The sequence below is a fragment of the Paenibacillus sp. J2TS4 genome (assembly GCF_018403245.1).
GTDB lineage: Bacteria > Bacillota > Bacilli > Paenibacillales > NBRC-103111 > Paenibacillus_L.
Map to the genome: position 1 here is coordinate 22,609 of NZ_BOSH01000015.1, position 16,872 is coordinate 39,480.

General features: G+C 50.4%; 13 protein-coding genes. 7 read left to right on the forward strand and 6 right to left on the reverse strand.

Annotation, left to right across the window (positions count from 1 at the left end):
* Positions 1-211: 211 nt before the first annotated feature.
* From KJS69_RS24155 to KJS69_RS24170, 5 genes are all read right to left on the reverse strand, one after another.
* Complete coding sequence (locus tag KJS69_RS24155) at positions 212-3,439, reverse strand: family 10 glycosylhydrolase (protein WP_213586369.1); 3,228 nt, start codon at positions 3,437-3,439, stop codon at positions 212-214.
* A gap of 557 nt (positions 3,440-3,996) precedes the next feature.
* Complete coding sequence (locus tag KJS69_RS24160; RefSeq protein WP_249730692.1) at positions 3,997-4,254, reverse strand: DNA methyltransferase; 258 nt, start codon at positions 4,252-4,254, stop codon at positions 3,997-3,999.
* On the reverse strand, positions 4,190-4,330 hold the full coding sequence (locus KJS69_RS29825; protein ID WP_249730694.1) for a hypothetical protein: 141 nt from the start codon (positions 4,328-4,330) through the stop codon (positions 4,190-4,192). The genes KJS69_RS24160 and KJS69_RS29825 overlap by 65 nt, the downstream gene beginning before the upstream one ends.
* Before the next feature lie 35 nt (positions 4,331-4,365).
* Complete coding sequence (locus tag KJS69_RS24165; RefSeq protein ID WP_213586371.1) at positions 4,366-6,318, reverse strand: right-handed parallel beta-helix repeat-containing protein; 1,953 nt, start codon at positions 6,316-6,318, stop codon at positions 4,366-4,368.
* A gap of 49 nt (positions 6,319-6,367) precedes the next feature.
* Positions 6,368-6,898, reverse strand: a complete 531-nt coding sequence (locus tag KJS69_RS24170) for a hypothetical protein (RefSeq protein ID WP_213586372.1) — start codon at positions 6,896-6,898, stop codon at positions 6,368-6,370.
* Positions 6,899-7,132: 234 nt separating this feature from the next.
* Here KJS69_RS24170 and KJS69_RS24175 point away from each other — a divergent pair, with 234 nt between their 5' ends.
* On the forward strand, positions 7,133-7,483 hold the full coding sequence (locus KJS69_RS24175; RefSeq protein ID WP_213586373.1) for a hypothetical protein: 351 nt from the start codon (positions 7,133-7,135) through the stop codon (positions 7,481-7,483).
* 332 nt (positions 7,484-7,815) lie between these two features.
* On the opposite strand, the gene KJS69_RS24180 is transcribed toward KJS69_RS24175, so the two are convergent.
* Complete coding sequence (locus KJS69_RS24180; RefSeq protein ID WP_213586374.1) at positions 7,816-8,193, reverse strand: hypothetical protein; 378 nt, start codon at positions 8,191-8,193, stop codon at positions 7,816-7,818.
* An 85-nt stretch (positions 8,194-8,278) separates the two neighbouring features.
* On the opposite strand from KJS69_RS24180, the gene KJS69_RS24185 reads away from it, so the two are divergent.
* The 6 genes from KJS69_RS24185 (at position 8,279) to KJS69_RS24210 (ending at position 16,659) form a co-directional block, all read left to right on the forward strand.
* Positions 8,279-8,608: an ArsR/SmtB family transcription factor gene (locus KJS69_RS24185; RefSeq protein WP_213586375.1), complete on the forward strand. Its 330-nt coding sequence runs from the start codon at positions 8,279-8,281 to the stop codon at positions 8,606-8,608.
* A gap of 113 nt (positions 8,609-8,721) precedes the next feature.
* Entirely contained in the window at positions 8,722-10,917 is a 2,196-nt protein-coding gene (locus KJS69_RS24190) for a heavy metal translocating P-type ATPase (protein ID WP_213586376.1), read from the forward strand.
* A gap of 248 nt (positions 10,918-11,165) precedes the next feature.
* Positions 11,166-12,053: a YihY/virulence factor BrkB family protein gene (locus tag KJS69_RS24195; RefSeq protein ID WP_213586377.1), complete on the forward strand. Its 888-nt coding sequence runs from the start codon at positions 11,166-11,168 to the stop codon at positions 12,051-12,053.
* 344 nt (positions 12,054-12,397) lie between these two features.
* On the forward strand, positions 12,398-14,476 hold the full coding sequence (locus tag KJS69_RS24200; protein ID WP_213586378.1) for a transglycosylase domain-containing protein: 2,079 nt from the start codon (positions 12,398-12,400) through the stop codon (positions 14,474-14,476).
* A gap of 760 nt (positions 14,477-15,236) precedes the next feature.
* Positions 15,237-16,127 (forward strand): NAD-dependent epimerase/dehydratase family protein, encoded by an 891-nt coding sequence (locus tag KJS69_RS24205; RefSeq protein WP_213586379.1) that lies wholly within the window; start codon positions 15,237-15,239, stop codon positions 16,125-16,127.
* Positions 16,128-16,233: 106 nt separating this feature from the next.
* On the forward strand, positions 16,234-16,659 hold the full coding sequence (locus KJS69_RS24210) for an NUDIX hydrolase (protein ID WP_213586380.1): 426 nt from the start codon (positions 16,234-16,236) through the stop codon (positions 16,657-16,659).
* Positions 16,660-16,872: the final 213 nt, after the last annotated feature.

The following is a 16,872-nucleotide window of genomic DNA, read 5'->3' on the forward strand; positions in this document are numbered from 1 at the left end:
CTCTAGGAAACAAAAGGAAATAATTTGCAGAGCCTGAATCATTATACCACGATCTTGCCGCTCTGTTAAATACCAAGGTGCTTCTTCCTGACAATTATCCGCATATTTCTCGTCAGTCTTCGTCGTTTTTACCGCTCATTTGATGCAATAGCCCTCGAAAAATGTAGAGATAAATGTCATCGATGTCAATCTTTATTTTTCCTTCTCTGCCTTACTTATTTTTCCCTTTGCCGTTGTCATTGTTGAATACCTTGACCCGGATTTTAGCCTTTTTCCCCTCATACTCGACGGTTATGTCCGCACGTCCGGGTTTAAGGGCGGTCACCAGCCCGGCCTCGGTAACCTCAGCCACCCGTTCATGAGAGGAACGGTAAACCGCTCCAGTCACCCTCTCCCGGGTACCGTCCTCATAGACCGCAAATACTTCGGTTTGGTGAGTCTGACCGACGATAAGACTGTAATCGCCCTCGTCAACTTCAATTCTTTGTAATTGGGCCCGCGGGATAACGTTGACCTGAGTCCTTGCCGTCTGACTCCCATATACGGCGGTAACGACCGATGTTCCCTCGTTCAGGCCGGTTAATGTTCCATCCACAGCGATGGAGACCACGTTAGGTTGGGAGGAATGATACTCGACACCTGCCCCGGCTTCTCTCCGGCTTCCATCCGAATAGACTGCGGTCAGCTTCGGCTTTATCGAATCTCCTGCACGAAGCACGTATTCCGCCTGTTCAAACTCCAGACCCGTCAGCTCCGCCGTTTCTCTCGTTACTTTTACCGTTTTACTGTTCGTTTTTCTTCCATCTACCCATACGTTAATTTCTATCGTATTGGGTCCAGGCTGCAAATCTACCCTGCCAACAAAATCCCCCTGATCATCTATCGCTGCAGGAGTTCCATTCAAGGTTACCTGTGTCTGCGCCCTTCCCGGTCCAAACACTTCGACATTTCCCTTCATCTCGAGCACGGACTCAGATATTGTCACTCCATCGTAATCCAAATGTCCGCGAAGCGCAGCCGCTCTAACGTCATCATCCAGACTGTAAGAATACGCGAGAAGCTGGCGCAAGGTGCGGACTCCATCGTTGTCCAGCGCTGAAACCACGAATCCCCCCTGAGGAATGGCACTGTTATTCGGTCGATTGCCGCTCCAGTTCCAATTCATCGCCTGCTGTTTGTTAACGACATCCCGCACGTTGCCATCCGAACCGACGATGACCTCGACGCCGTAGCTTCCCGACGTTCCGGTTGTCGGACCGAACAGATCCGAATAGACGGCCATAGTGCCGACTGCCCGATTCTGGTTATAATAATCAGCTTCTATGAAGCCATTGGCTACCAGCGGCTGCAAATGCTCAGGGAGAGTGAGGTTATCCGGGAGGCTAAGACCTAGCTGATATGGCTTCACATAAGGACGGTCCTCCAATGCCGCTTTTTGAATATCCCAATTGATAACGGACAGATCAAACAGCTTAATTCCATTTGTAAACTGGAGGGCCGCCTGAAAAGATTGTCGCTGGTCCTCGGGATCGGGCAGTTGTTGAAGCTGGAAACCGGCATAGACCGGGAACTCTTCTTCCAGAAGGGTATGAATCATGGTAATGCCGCGCTTTACCGCTGAAGGTGTATTGTAGTAAGTGCCGAGAATCATATAATCGAATATGTCCCTCGTGCCAAAGCCCGTCTGAGCATACTCCTCCGTATACAGGTCTGCCAGAGGCAATCCTAATCTGGCATCATAAGGCACATTGGGATTAGCCCAGTTTTGCCCTACTTCGTAATATGACGAATACCAGGAGCCCAGAGAGATCGCGAACGGAATTTGCTTTCCGGTCTCCGCATTAACCTGATCGATCCTCTCTCTTAGCTTAGTGAAAAACTGTTTGGATACGGTAGAGCGATAAGTAAGCCAGTCATAGAACAGCGGTCCCCGTTCTGTCTGTAAATAGGTTCCTTGCTCGTCATATAGATGCTCCATAATATCCTGGGGCCATCGGGCCAATGATTTTCCTTTACCGGCCAAATAATTTTCGAACTGAAGCCGCGAGATGGGACTGAAATCGGCATAAAGATTATCGTATCTGGCCCGGTCCAGCACAACGCCATCCACGTCATAGTTGCGCATCACTTCTTCAATGACCTTCATTTGGTACTGCTGCGCCCGCTCGTTAGCCGGATTCATGAAGTAGACTGAAGGCTTGTAACGGCTTTGGCGAATCGGCACGATCTGCCCCCCATCCTCCGGCCGGTACACCCACTCCTCGAAATCGTCGAACTGCTCCGGAGTTAATCCTGTATCCCTGGCGGTACCGGAGCCATACAAGTTGAAGACCGCATCAATTCTCAAGCCGAGCTCACGGGAATGATCGATATAATACTGCAGGACATCCATGTCTTCGGGGACTCCTTGTTTAGAAGGCTCTGTAATTTGGCTGATATGAGGAATACCGGACAAATCATTCTGGAGATACGAGGCGAAGCCCTCATGACCCTTCACTGGAAAAGAAACCGCCGTCACTCCGGCATCTTTAGCCTTGACAAGCATTCTGCGAATCGCTTCGGAAGTAGGATATTTGTTAAGATTGGTGGACTGCTCAATCCACAGGTAGACCTCCCTTCCTTCCTGAAGCTTCATATAGCGGTAGACAACAACCGAGAATCGGTTCTGGACTACCTCACCTCTCTGAACCTTCACTTCGATATAATTCGTTTGCGGCTCCAAGTCGACTTCGTGAGCAAATGCACCGTCATTCTGAATGGATACCGGCTGATTAGCTATCAGAATTCGATAAGGTCCCTCTTTATCATAATTGGTCAATTTGCCTGATATAACGGTGCGGCTCTGCTCCTTAGGCACAGTGAACATCGCATCCTGATCCAGGACTAACGTAGACGGCTGCGCCAGCTCCTCGGTCCGTTCCTTGAATTCGGCCATCGATACGGCTTGTCCATCCAGCTTAAGCTTAACCTTGTCTCCAATTTCGAAATTTTCCGCTGCGAATTTTTTGAACCCCTTCTGCTGATAGGAATCATCCACGGCCAGCAAAACGAAGCCGCCTCTCGGAATCTCCAGATTAGGGGAATCCTGCCAGATCGGGGCCACTCCCGGAGCCGGAGCTTTATTCGCGATCTGGGTCACTGTGAAGCTGCTGTCCACTTGTACAGCTACATTATATTTGCTCGTATTGTTGGTTCTGTCGCCATAACGATCCGTCAATACAGCCAAGTAATCCCCCTGCCCCGGAGAGTCTACCACCTGAATTTGTCTAGTAATATTGGAAGCGGTTTCAATTCCGATAAGAAGCTGCTCTGCGGATGCTGATAGATCGAGCGCGGGCTCCGCGGCAGCATCCTCGCTGAACCAAGCCCCTGCCGATCCTGCTCCTGTGAAGCATAACGCGATAACTAACAATAGCGTAAAATACACTTTTGACTTCATAATTTTATCCCTCCCGATTCCGTTTTGGTACATCCTATAGCCTTTTTCCAGTCAGCATTGCCGAAACTTTACGGATTCTCCTCCTTTCGCAAGCAAAATTATCCCTCTACCCCCACCTTTTACAAAAATTATACGTGTAAGAAACAGTTATTTCCATTTGAGAGTGATTGCTTTTTCTGGTACTTTCATTACTTTATTGTCCGAATCGGTACTCTATCTGGTCTCTATTAGAGTTTCTATTTCTTCATAGCGGAGTTCAAATAAGCGGAAGAATGACGCTTGAGCAGATTTCTTCATCCTAATGGTCAATGCCCCGGACTTCTCCAATCAGAACAATGCAGAATTTAAGATAACTATTCAAGTCAGCGCTTCTGTCTATATATGTGGCACTAAAGAAAGGGATCATTCCGTTCCGAAGGAAAGTGCCTCCGAAGCTTCAAACATCATACTAACTCCCCAAAAAGTGAAGATATGGTATGCAATCCGTATATCACGAAACCAGAAGATGTTAAACAAATGAAGAAAAGGCCTGCAGGGAGCAGACCTTTTCTTCTTCGTTACACTTGCAGAGAAATCTCTGGAGTAGAGAGATTTTGAACCATTCGGCTTACGTTCTCCTTGAGGATCTCAAATAGAACGGCTATACTCCCCTTTCTCATTGCCGCACGGCCAAGGTTCCCGCTTTCGGCAAATTGATCCACGACTACTTCCCCTGGGCGCTTGATTGCCTCAAGAATTGCCTCATGCAGCTCAACAGGTTTTTCGGCTTGCCAGCCGGATCCCCGGCGTAACGGACGACGGATAGAGCCGGAAATCCTGATACGGCGATGTGAACTCCGGCAGGAGCCTGTGCGCATCGGCGCGCATGGAGTCTTCGTATAGATCGAACATGAGAGCCTCCTGCATTGATAAATGTTAAAAGCGAACTAGCCCCATTCCCCGACAGCCTGCGTTATTTCCCAGCGGCCGTCCTTTCTTCCGAGCAGAGAGATAGAGCTTCCTGCAGCCGATGCGCTTATTTCTGCTTTGGGACCGGAAGGTGTGAGAATCGTTCCGCCGGCCGCAGCCGCCACGGTCAACCCATACGGCGCCTCCACGAAGAACGTATAGGCGATCGCCGATTTCGCGGCCGGAAGCACCAGCCGGATATCCCCTGCTGCGCCCGTATTGGTGATTTTGCAGCCGATATGGCTCGGGCTAACAGCCCCGGAAGACGGGAACGCCTGAACCAGCTGCGGATGATTCTCCGCGTGGATGTCCTCCGTCGCCGGATCGATCGAATATAAGCTCTGGCCGCCTCCCTTGACGGAGCAGTTCACATAGCGTACGCCGCGAATCGTTTCGGCTTTATTCTGCTTGGCGGCAAATCCCCGCTTCATGAGCGGTGCCTTGCGCGTATCTATCCCTTCGCAGTCGATATAGACGGCATTTCCGATCGCATTTCTCGGTTGAGCGGGCACGGTGGTCAGGATGAAGGAAGAGCCGAATCCATATGGATCGTCCGGTTGGTTGACCGTGTTGCAATTGACGGCCTTGCAGCGAATATACGAGCGCTTCGCGCTGTCCGCGGAGAAGGACAAGTCCGAGAAGCCTGCATACTGCTCGCTTTCCGCCGTGCAATCGATCAGTTTGATGTCGCCCTGCACCGCATTGCTGCCGTCTCCCCCGTAATTCATCGAATACCCATAGGAATTCCCCTTCGTCCTGCAGCCCTGGAAGACGATGTCGATGCGCTCGCTGGCGTCGGTCTGTCTATGTACGGAGACCAGGAAGCCCCGTCCTACATTCCCGTCCGCCGTACAATTGACGAAGCGGATATGCTTCAGCAGATCGAGCTGGCCGTTCGGTTCGATGTCGACACCGCTCTGAGGAGCGGTTCCCTTCGTGTTCGAGAACCGGCAGTTCTCGACTTGCAGGCCGTCCACCGAAATGACCGACAGCCCTTGCCGGCGGTTGTTGTCGGCCCGGCAATTTCGCAGGGTAATATTTCGGTTATACGGGGTCGTCGACAAGTACGCGCCGATGTAGAAGCCGTCCCCTCCGCTGTCGTTGGCGTTGATATCCTCAATGACGACGTTCTCGGAGCCGCTTATATCGAAAATGTGCGCCTGCTCGCCGGACGTATAAGCCGCCTTGTTCATGCGGAGCGTTGCGCCGTTGCCGCGGACATAAACTTCCTTGGCATCCCTGATGCGGATGAGCCGCTCGTACGGCGCGCTCCGGCTCAGCGAATCGACCGCCTGCACGACTGTGCCGGGCTCGAATACAATGACGGATTGGCTGGGCACTAACAGCTGGCCGGTCAAGTAATAGCCGGATTTTTGCTGCGGTATCAGCAGCTTCCGGCCCGCTGCGGCATAGAGCGCCGATTGAAGAGGCTCCGTGTCAACCGTCACGCCATCCGCCTTCGTCCCGAACCAGGATGCGTATACGGTGTCCCCGTACATGCGCTTGAACCGCTTGCCGTTTACGGAAACAAGCACCGTGCCGGTATTATCCATGGTCGCCGTATCGTTCGGGTCGTACCGGAAAACGCCTTCCTGTCCTTCGTTCGTCACGTAATACGCGAAGAGCGGATCGGGGTCCGTTTTCGCACGCAGCTCTTCGATCGTGACGGCCAAGACGAAGTGCAGGTCATTGAGGTAGAGCAGGTCCTTCCAATGCTCCGGCTTGCCGGTCCCGTATACGGCATCGGTCACCGAATCCTCCTTGGCGAAGGCAGTTCCAAATCCCGCGCTTTTCAAAATCCCCCCCGAGGCAGCGGCGACTCCCACCAGCCCGATGGAAGCAAGAAGCTTCCTTCGGCTGATCATGGACTCTTTTTCCGTTTCCGGCATTGTCTCCTCCATCGTCAAGCGGTTGTTCGATTCGTTATTCATCGCATTTTCCCCTTCCTCGTTCCCGAATTGGTATTGGGTTCACGATTCTTTACACGGGTGCCACAGATAACTGTCCCGAATCGTTCACGGTAATTTGATAGCGCGTTCCGTTGGGAGATTTCAGAATGAGCTTCGATTCGCCGATGATGCCGAACGCCTCCCAGACGCCCGGCTGCACAACGTCGTCAATGCACATCCATCCGGCAGGCGCGCCGCTTCCCGGCTGTGCGTTCCAGAGCACGGAGCCTTTTGTCCATGTGCCGCCTCCGGCGCCAGCCGGCGGCTGGGTGCTCCAGCCCGAAAACGCCCCTTTCTTGACGATTTCCGGCGTCCCCCATTTTGTCACGTTAGCGGAGTTCTCTACCGGAGCGCCGGCCCCGGCAAAAATGTTGTTCGTCGTAATCCGGATATCCGATCCTGCTGCGCCGGTGTCCAGCTGGATGCACTTGCTTGAGCATTCCGTGATGTTCCCGTCAAACAGCGTTCCCGTGATCGCCGCATTGCCATTTCCTCTCCTTTGTGAAAATGTTATGGAAAACAGCGACCCGTCGAGCTCGATTTCGTAGCGGAAACGTGCCACTGGGTATAAGGGGCAACGATTTGCTTAGGAATTTTAGAGATTAGTAGCTTACAGTCCTCCGTACGCGAGCCTGCGCACGACGTCCCGGACCATCTCGTAGTCGCCCCCGCTGTGCCTCGAGCTTAAGAGGAACGACCAGCTCCTTCCGTCCGTCGAAATGCAAAATCTCGATTTCGTTATGGTCCAGGTGGCCCCGTAGCATTGACATACTCATCGGTTTTCAGGTCGCGTTTTATGTACGGCTCGAGATACTCAGCCCCCCCCGTTTACCACAATCAAAATGACAGCGTTTTCTTAAAACCAAATGTCAGGTGGATTATTGCCGGCGATGCAGGTCACGATTTTCTGGACAAAATCGCCCCAAAGCGCTTCATCCATTTCCAGCTTGATGTTCGGGAGCTTGGCTTGAAAGCCGTCGATGATCTTCTAATTCGTAATATCATAGCCGCCGGACAGCCCGATCTTCAGCGCTACTTCCTTTGGCAGATTCGTCTTCTCCGGTTGACCCTTGGGCGGATTGTCGTCGTCTTGCCCGCGGAGCTCCCTGTGACCGTTAACGAAAGCGCTGTCAAAAAAGTAAATTAAACAATTGTTTTCTCAAGATCAAAGGCAGTCCATGAAAATGAAATCTTGTCAAACATACAGCGGAAAGATTCGGGTTTTACTGAGGTGTTGGAGCACACGACGTGACGTCGCATGGTGTGGCCATTCGGCATCCATGCAGGGTTGATAGTGGTGTAGGATTGGCATCCGTGCAGAATTTGAATCCGTGCGGGATCGGTCGTGATGCTAGATTGCGGAGGGAAAAACAGATGTTATACGTGTTCGTAAATGGTTAAAAAAATCAGAGTCCAATAAATAATTGGATAAAACCTCTTTTCATACTGGACCCACGATCATTTTATTACACGTGTTCGCTATTCGTCAACCTTTTTCGTCGACGGTCTAACGTTCAATTCGCATTCAGCTCTAAGCCGCTCCAATCCGCGGAATCGTTCGGATCGCACCCTTTTCCACCGTATCCAGCGAAGCTGCGGCCAACGGCGGATCGAAGGTCCGGCCGTCGTCAAGGGCGTTTCCAGCGTATCCATCTCCGGAATATCATCGTATATGATTAAAGAGAAAGGCTCCGGAATATGCATGCCGCTTTCCTTCAACCATTTTTGCAGCGAGAAGCAAACGTCTGGTTGTCTACGATAAACTGTGGCCTCAAGCCCCCACTGTGTTTCGTCCAGTACATCTTTGTCTACGTTCCGGCGAATATATAGCCCAATTGATAACGATCTTTCCTCCAAAGTTTGACAAAACACCTATTTTAGCTTATTGTATGAACATATACTCATATTTGCATATATAATAAAAGACGTGGAGGAAAGCCCTATGGATGAATCCCCGAAAATCGACAACAATATCCATTGTAAGGAATTGGACGAAGAAACGCTGTTTATGGTTTCCCAGACCTTCAAGGCGCTATCCGATTCGACCCGGATTCGCATCTTATATCTGTTGTCGCAAAAGGAATGCTCGGTGAATGAAATCGCGGAGGAGCTGTCTCTTCTGCAATCTACTGTTTCCCATCAGCTTCGTTTTCTTAAAAATTTGCGGCTAGTCAAGTTTCGCAGAGCGGGAACCACACTCTTCTACTCAATAGACGATCAGCACGTTATTGACTTGCTGACTGAAGCGATCGATCACGCTTGTCACGACTAGCATTTGGAGCTGCTTTGTTCCGATTCGTTTCTCCATAAAATTTACGGCCATTGGACCAGGTTTTTCATTCCTGATAAAGGTTCCAGATTAGTAACGATTGGAGGGATCGCAAAATGAAAACCTATAAAGTAGGTGGACTCTCATGCGCCCACTGCACCAACAAATTAGAATCCCGCATTCAGAAATTGAAGTACGGAGAAACTGCGGCCCTTTCTTACAGCAGTGGTCGATTACTGGTCGACGATCATATCCCCTATGCACAAATCGAAAAAATACTTAAAGAAGAAGGGGCCTATATTGAGCACGAGGGGCAGGAAGATCAGAACAATGCCAATTCCTGCTGCTCTTCGACTACTCCGCATGCCGGTGATTACAGCTATCATGATCATCTTAGTCATTCCATTCCGGCGGCGAGCGGAGCCGCCGGCTCCAACCCCCATAGCAAAGCCCGGCTATGGAACAGTAAAACAGAGCTAGGCTTGTCCGCTGTTCTCTATGTGCTGGCTCTAGCTCTGGAAAGGTTCTTGCCCTTATATTTCATCATCGCTCTGTTCGTCGTTTCTGCCATTCTAAGCGGGCGCACCACTTTTATTAAAGGAGCAAAACGCTTATTCCGGTTCGACTTTACCATCGATACTCTGATGACTATCGCTCTAATCGGAGCGGCCGCGATAGGAGAATGGAAGGAAGCCGCACTCGTAGCGATTCTGTTCGGCCTGAACGAGCATTTGGAAGGCCTCGGCATGGAGAAAGCCAGACGATCGATGGACGCCCTGCTCAAGACGGCCCCGCGCGAGGCCATCTTGATTCAAGGACAATCGGAGCAGGTGGTTCCCGTAGCCTCGCTGCAAGCGGGCGATCTGGTGCTGGTGCGCCCGGGAGACCAGATTCCTTCCGATGGAGTCATTGTCGAAGGAGTCAGCTCCGTCAATGAAGCGGCGATTACCGGAGAATCGCTGCCGGTGGATAAAGGACCCGAGCAAGCGGTCTTTGGGGGAAGTCTCAACAACGAAGGCGTTCTGAAAATACGAATCGAGAAGCGCTACGAAGATTCCTCCCTGGCCCAGATTCTGCATCTGGTCAAGGAAGCACAGGAGACCAAGACGCCGACCGAGCTGTTTATTAACCGCTTCGCCAAATACTACACGCCGCTCATTCTGGTCATCTCGGCGCTCGTCATTCTCATCCCGCCCCTCTTCTTCGGAGGGAACTGGATAGATTGGCTCTACCAGGGGCTGGCCGTTCTCATTGTCGGATGCCCTTGCGCACTTATCCTGTCCTCCCCCGTCGCAATTTTGTCCGGGATAACAAGGAACGCCCGGCACGGAATTCTGGTCAAGGGCGGGGCTCATTTGGAGCAGCTAGGCAAGATCAACACGGTCGCCTTTGACAAGACAGGGACCCTGACCACCGGAAAGCCTTATGTGGAGAAAACCATTGCCTACGAGGGGGAACGGTTCCTTCATGCAGCCGCCGCCATTGAGAAGGCCTCCTCTCATCCGCTGGCTCTGGCCATTCTGCGGGAAGCCGAACGGCACGGAATTCGCGCCGGTGAGGCGGAGCAATCCGAGACCATCCCCGGACAAGGCATTACCGCGATCGTAGACGGAGAGCGTTACTGGATCGGCAATGAAAAAAGCCTCTCTCATCTGAACCTGCCCGATTCGGTGCAGGAAGATATCGAGAAGCTTAAAGAGGAAGGGTACACTTTAGTGATCGTTTCCGACTCTGATCGGGTACTGGGCATGTTCGGCATTTCCGACGAGGTGCGTCCCGAAAGCTCCGGGGTTCTGTCTGCATTGCATCGACTAGGCATCCGCCGCACCGTTATGCTTACGGGAGACCATCCCCAGTCGGCAGCCAAGGTTGCCCAGAGGGTAGGCATCACCGATACTTACAGCGGACTGATGCCCGCCGAGAAGGTCGACATCGTGCGCAAGCTGTCCGCAGAGGGCGCCGTAGCGATGGTCGGCGACGGAATCAATGACGCTCCCGCTCTGGCTACCGCCCAGCTTGGCATCGCCATGGGCAAAGGCACCGCCAGCGCCATAGAAACCGCGGACGTCGTCTTGATGCAGAACCATCTGGGCAAATTGCCCGAGGCTATTGCGCTGGCGCGCCGTGTCAACCGGATCATTCGCTGGAATATCTCTCTATCCCTCGGCCTCAAGCTAATTGCGCTCATTCTCGCCGTTCCCGGGCTGCTTACCTTATGGATCGCTATTCTGTCGGACATGGGAGCAACGATCCTGGTTACGTTAATCAGCTTATCGATTCTCATCGAATCTAACAAGGTGTCCCCCAAGTAGATTTTCTACTGCGGGACACCGCTTCTTTTGTTTGGCAAGCCTCATGGACGATCTTTATCCCCTAATCTTTCATAAACGGCCGCCCTTTCGCATAGCCCTGTTCCTCAACATTGATTATAACTGGCATATTTCCTATAGTTAAACACAGGACAGCCATTCTTCCCGCATGCGCATGATTCACTCATCCTTACGGCCGGGTAATAAGCGATGACCAAGCTTGCCCGCAAATCACTGGAAGGAGGGATACTATGAAGCGCTCCATCCAATTTCTAGTTCATCTATATACCCGCTTTCAAGATAATGAAGTGCCCGCGCTAGGGGCTCAAATGACTTTTTATTTGATCTTGTCCTTTTTCCCGTTTCTTATTTTTATGGTCTCCCTGGTCGCCTTCATGCCGATTTCTCCCGATGAAATGATAGAGTCTGTCGCCGGTATTCTTCCTCAGCTATCTGCTGATCTTATCGCCAATTACATACAGCAGCTTAAGCTGGAGAGCAGTGGAGCCCTCTTGTCCATAGGGATGGTCGCTACGATCTGGTCCGCCTCCAAAGGAACGATGGCGATCATGAAAGGACTTAACAAAGCTTACAACAAAAAAGAAACCCGTCCATATTGGAAGGTGCGGGGAATCTCTATCCTATTCACCTTGCTGCTGGCCATGATTATCATCTTCTGTCTCGTCCTTCTCATCTTTGGCAAAGTGATCGGGGAGCGTCTATTCGCCAGTCTCCTAATGCCGGAATATTTCATGACCGTCTGGAACATGGCGAAATATGCCTTTCCTCTCGGTATAATGTCCGCTGTTTTTATGATTCTCTACAAGCTGAGTCCTAACCGCAAAATGACATGGAAGGAAACGATTCCAGGCGCTCTGTTTACTACGGTAAGCTGGGTCGTGGTTTCCCTCTTGTTTTCCTTCTACGTTAATCATTTTGCCTCTTATTCCAAAACGTACGGAAGCATTGGCGGGATGATTGTTTTCCTTATTTGGCTCTATATGAGCAGCACCATCATTGTGATTGGAGGGGAAATTAACGCGACCCTCGCCTTTGAACGGGAGGGCAAGGTTCGGACACCGGACAAGCTCTTTCCTTTACAGCTTCCCTGGACCAAGAACAACAACCGCTCGTCTTGAAATGACCTGGCTATTTGTATGCGCAACCTGTTAACTGCTTGACTCTTGTCATAAGCAATCGTGGCTTCAGCTCTGATTATTCAATCAACTTTACTGTTCCTATGCCCTTGAACTATCCCCTGATTCGATTCTGAATCGTCAGGTAAGGGAGCGTCCCTTCCCTTCAGGATCTTTCCGGTCGCAGTCTTCTCTCTTCTTCCACCTCTTCTTCCACCTCTTTTGCCTGCCTCCGTTTCCCCTCTTCTTCTTCTTCTCCCTCCTCCCGGACCAAAATCCGGCGTCTCATACGTATCTTATAGGACAGTGTTCGTTTCATCCTGAAGAGACAGCAAGGAGTTTGAGGAATGGTTAAAATAATGGTCCGCCCTAACAAAGGGGCCCCTCCCGTTAAAGATAAAAAACGCAAACCCGGTTCCACCCGCCCCCGCTGGGGTCTTCGTCTATTTTTGACAGCCATCGCTCTGTTGCTGGCGCTGACGATTACTTCCGCGATAGGAATCGCTCAATTGGACATCTCTACATTGAAAAACCCGATGCCTCTCCCTTCCTTCATCTATGATCGAAATGGCGAGAAAGTATCTCAGCTATCTTCCTCCAAAATCATTCCTGTCTCCCTGGAGCAAATTCCGCTGCATTTACGCCAAGCGGTAGTCGCTGTGGAAGACAGACGGTTCTATGAGCATCCAGGTGTCGATGTACTGTCGATTGCCCGAGCGCTCGCCCGGGATTTGAAATCCCAAAGCTGGGCCGAAGGAGGAAGCACGATTACTCAGCAATTGGCTAAAAATATGTTCCTCACCTCGGACAAAAGCCTGGGCCGAAAGCTGAAGGAAGCCGGTTATGCCTTAAAAATTGATCTGCTCCATGATAAAGATGAAATTCTCGAGCTGTATTTGAATAATATATACTTCGGGGAAGGCTCTTGGGGAGTGCAAGGGGCTGCCAAAAAATATTTTGGCAAAGACGCCGCGGAACTGACGCTGGAAGAGTCCGCTCTACTGGCCGGTCTGCCTAAGGCGCCCACTCATTACTCTCCATTCCAGCATACGGAGAAAGCATTGGAGAGAAGAAACACTGTCCTGGCCCTAATGAAAGAACAGCAGTATATTACTGAAGAAGAATATCAGGCGGCGGTCACCCAACCGATTGTGCTGGCCCCTGCGGAAGAAGAATTAAAAGGGAAGTACCCTTCCTACCGGGATTATGTCGTACAGGAAGCCATTGGACGGTACGGGTTCACCGAAGAGGAGATTCTGACCGGCGGATTGCAGATTTATACCGAGCTTGATCCGATTGTTCAGGAAGCGGTGGAGGAAGTGTACCGGGAAGACAGTTTTTTCCCCGCCGGCAAGGAGGATCAATTGCTGCAAAGCGCTATTGTCCTTCTCGATCATACCAGTGGAGGAGTACGCGGTTTAATGGGTCACCGCGGCCCCGGGGTGTTTAGAGGCTTCAATCGAGCCACCCAGTTAAAAAGACAGCCCGGGTCAGCCTTTAAACCTATCGTTGTCTATGGGCCGGCTTTGGAGAAAGGATATACTCCCTACTCCTACCTGTACGACGGCGAGCTGAATATTAACGGGTATCAGCCGCAGAATTGGGATCACCGCTACCGGGGCCAGGTTTCCTTGACGGATGCGGTTACGAATTCCTGGAACATTCCGGCCGTGTGGCTGCTTAACGAAATTGGAATCGATACGGGACTGGACTACGCTCGTTCGATGGGATTGCCGCTTTCTGAGCAGGATCGTCATCTCAGCGTTGCCTTGGGAGGATTGTCGGAAGGAGTGTCGCCGCTTCAAATGGCCCAAGCTTTCGGAACCTTTGCCAATCAAGGAGTCATGAATGAAGCGCATGCGATAACGAAAATAACGACCCAGGAAGGACGGGTTCTGGCCGAGGCTAACCCCCTTTCCAGACAGGTTACATCGCCGGAGCATGCCTATACCATGACCCGGTTGTTGGAGAATGCGGTCCGATACGGCACAGGCACCCAAGCCCGTCTCAACCGGCCAACGGCAGGTAAGACCGGAACGACGCAGCTTCCCGATACGGAGGAATTCGCCGGCATCAGCGGAGCGGTTTCGAAGGACGCCTGGTTCGTCGGCTACACTCCCGAATTGACCGCAGCGGTCTGGCTTGGTTATGACCTGACAGACCGGAATCACTATCTGGAGACCTCCGGGTCGGCCGCACCGGCGGCTTTATTCCGGGAGATTATGTCCCGCTCGCTGCAAGGGGTGGCTGTCGTTCCCTTTGAAGCTCCTCCCTCCTACCGCGAAGACAAGTGGCCAGTTGAACCAGGAGGCAAACCCGGCAAAGGGAAGGAGAAGAACAACGAGTCCAAAAACAAAAAGGACAAAGGGAAAAAATCCGAAAAAGAGAAAGAGAAAGAGAAGAAGAAGAAAAAAGAGAAAGATTGAGGGGAAAACGCATCGGGACGGTATGCTTAAACATGGACTTAGAGCTTGGGTTCGAAGCTCTTCCGCATCCTAGAACGAAATTCATGATGAGCGTAGATATTGGGGGCGATTTGCAGCCAAATACAAGGGATGCTCGACTCCAATTCTTGAAGCTGTGAAAAGAGACGATTACCTGCAAAAATGCACGTCTTTGGAATGATTATAATAGTTAAAATGAATTAATGACATACGATTGAGCAGGTAAATCTAGCCCTTTGGCCGATTTTCGGCTTTTGACGGAGAATGACGTGTACTTTTGCATGTCTTCTTCGTTATTTACTCGATTCTCGCGAAATAACATGTATTTCTGCATGTCATTTGCGTTTTGAAGCGACACCACAATGGTGTGGGGAAAATCAGGTATGAACAGTGGAGGGATCATTTGATAAGATATGCCGTTCTCCCCCCTTCTCTTCCGGGTAAGGTGCTGGAATACTTTGATTCTATAAGAGAATCTATATTCAACATATTCATGGAGGAATATAGCAAATTATCTGGTATTACATATGAGGAAGTATATCCTTGGCTTGTACCTATTGCCGCACGCAAATTATCAACGGATATATCTGCGGATGAGAGGAATTTATTAATTCAGAAGATTAGAACATGCCTGCGTACCCCTAAATAAGGCTACGCTGCTCCGTGACCCTTCCCCTCTAGTTTTCTATTATCTGGGAGTAATAGGCCGTTCATGATAGAATATATTAAAGGAGTGGAAGCTATGACAAAGGTGCTTGTTATAGGAGGCACGAGGTTTTTCGGAAAAAAATTGGTGCAGAGGCTTATTCACGATCAGGCGGATATTACCATCTTAACCAGAGGTACTACTCCCGATCCCTTTGGTGATTCGGTGAAGAGGCTTCAGGTTAACCGTACAGACAGGACAGCACTAAGCCAAGCTCTGGGTTCGATGAGCTTTGACGTAGTATATGACAACATTTGCTTCACTGCTCAGGAAGCGGAGGATGCCGTCCATCTATTTGCAGGCCGCACCGATAAGTATATCGTCACTTCTTCTCTTAGCGTCTACCCATTCGGAGAGGGGAGAAAACGAGAAAGTGATTTCGACCCGTACAGCTACCCTCTTCCAGAAACTTATCCTGGCAAAGACGACTATGCAGAAGGAAAACGGCTTGTCGAAGCAGTCCTATTTCAAAAAGCCCCTTTTTCGGTAGCCGCTGTTCGTTTTCCTATTGTATTAGGACACGATGATTACACTCGAAGGCTGCATTTTCATGTGGAGCATATTCAGCAGGGCCAGCCTCTCGGGATCCCGAATCCGAAAGCGTTCTTGTCGTTCATTCATTCCGATGAAGCGGCGGCTTTCCTGGCCTGGCTTGGACATTCTCAACTGCAAGGGTCAGTCAACGCCTGTGCTCAAGGTGAAACCTCACCTGGAAAGATCGTCTCGCTCATCGAGCAAGCTCTACATACGCAAGCCCAAGTGATGCAAGAGACAGAGCCGGAGCATCGATCTCCCTTCGGTATTCCCCGGCCATGGTATATGGACACGGCAAAAGCGGAAGCTGCGGGCTTTGTATTTGAACAATTGGACGATTGGCTGCCCAGGTTGATTCAAGAGATTGCTGCCCAATCCAGCGCCAGTTATTAAATGCTAACTAATCCCCCTCCATCCCGATAAACAGCATGTTTATTAGACTACGAGACTCATTGGGGACTCCTATTACACACAATCTAAAAAGAAAGAAGGAATATTAATGAAAAAAGTTAATGTAGTGTACTCCTTAATTACCAATTCAACTAAAACAAAAATTTTAATGGTCAAAAATAAAGATAATGACCAGTGGTCTCTGCCGGGCGGTGCTGTAGAAGGAAATGAAACTCTGGAAATGGCGGCCATACGAGAAGCTAAAGAGGAAACAGGACTAGATATTAAAGTATTTGGTGTTGTCGCCGTTAATGAAGCCATGCTTGAAAAGCACGATGAGCACGTGCTGTTTATTACTTTTAGAGCGGAAATTACTGGAGGGCAGCAGGAAATAGTTAGACCCGATGAAATTACGGATATTCAATGGATAGATGTGAAGGAATCCGATGCATTGATGCCTTTTTACAAGGAAGGGCTGAGTGAAATTGTACGAAGAGAAGCAGAAATTACGTATTTTGATGAAGGAAGAGTTTAATCGCCTATAATAGTTCTTCCGATAAGACATTTAATCACTCCCTAGAGAAACCGGCGCCCCCTTGTCATGGATACCGCTAATATGAGCGATACTGCAGGACTTCAATAAGATTAGAAGCTGCTTCGGCTTGTTTCACCTTCCCGGGGCTATGGGTAAAACAAGATTAGAACGTAGGACAAGCTTAATCCGAAGGATAATCGATGAATTTCCGGA

Coding starts and splice junctions, on each gene's coding strand:
- KJS69_RS24155 (WP_213586369.1), bottom strand. CDS start 3,439: ATGAAGTCAAAAGTGTATTTTACGCTATTGTTAGTTATCGCGTTATGC.
- KJS69_RS29825 (WP_249730694.1), bottom strand. CDS start 4,330: ATGTTCGATCTATACGAAGACTCCATGCGCGCCGATGCGCACAGGCTC.
- KJS69_RS24165 (WP_213586371.1), bottom strand. CDS start 6,318: ATGAATAACGAATCGAACAACCGCTTGACGATGGAGGAGACAATGCCG.
- KJS69_RS24175 (WP_213586373.1), top strand. CDS start 7,133: ATGTACGGCTCGAGATACTCAGCCCCCCCCGTTTACCACAATCAAAAT.
- KJS69_RS24185 (WP_213586375.1), top strand. CDS start 8,279: ATGGATGAATCCCCGAAAATCGACAACAATATCCATTGTAAGGAATTG.
- KJS69_RS24190 (WP_213586376.1), top strand. CDS start 8,722: ATGAAAACCTATAAAGTAGGTGGACTCTCATGCGCCCACTGCACCAAC.
- KJS69_RS24195 (WP_213586377.1), top strand. CDS start 11,166: ATGAAGCGCTCCATCCAATTTCTAGTTCATCTATATACCCGCTTTCAA.
- KJS69_RS24200 (WP_213586378.1), top strand. CDS start 12,398: ATGGTTAAAATAATGGTCCGCCCTAACAAAGGGGCCCCTCCCGTTAAA.
- KJS69_RS24205 (WP_213586379.1), top strand. CDS start 15,237: ATGACAAAGGTGCTTGTTATAGGAGGCACGAGGTTTTTCGGAAAAAAA.
- KJS69_RS24210 (WP_213586380.1), top strand. CDS start 16,234: ATGAAAAAAGTTAATGTAGTGTACTCCTTAATTACCAATTCAACTAAA.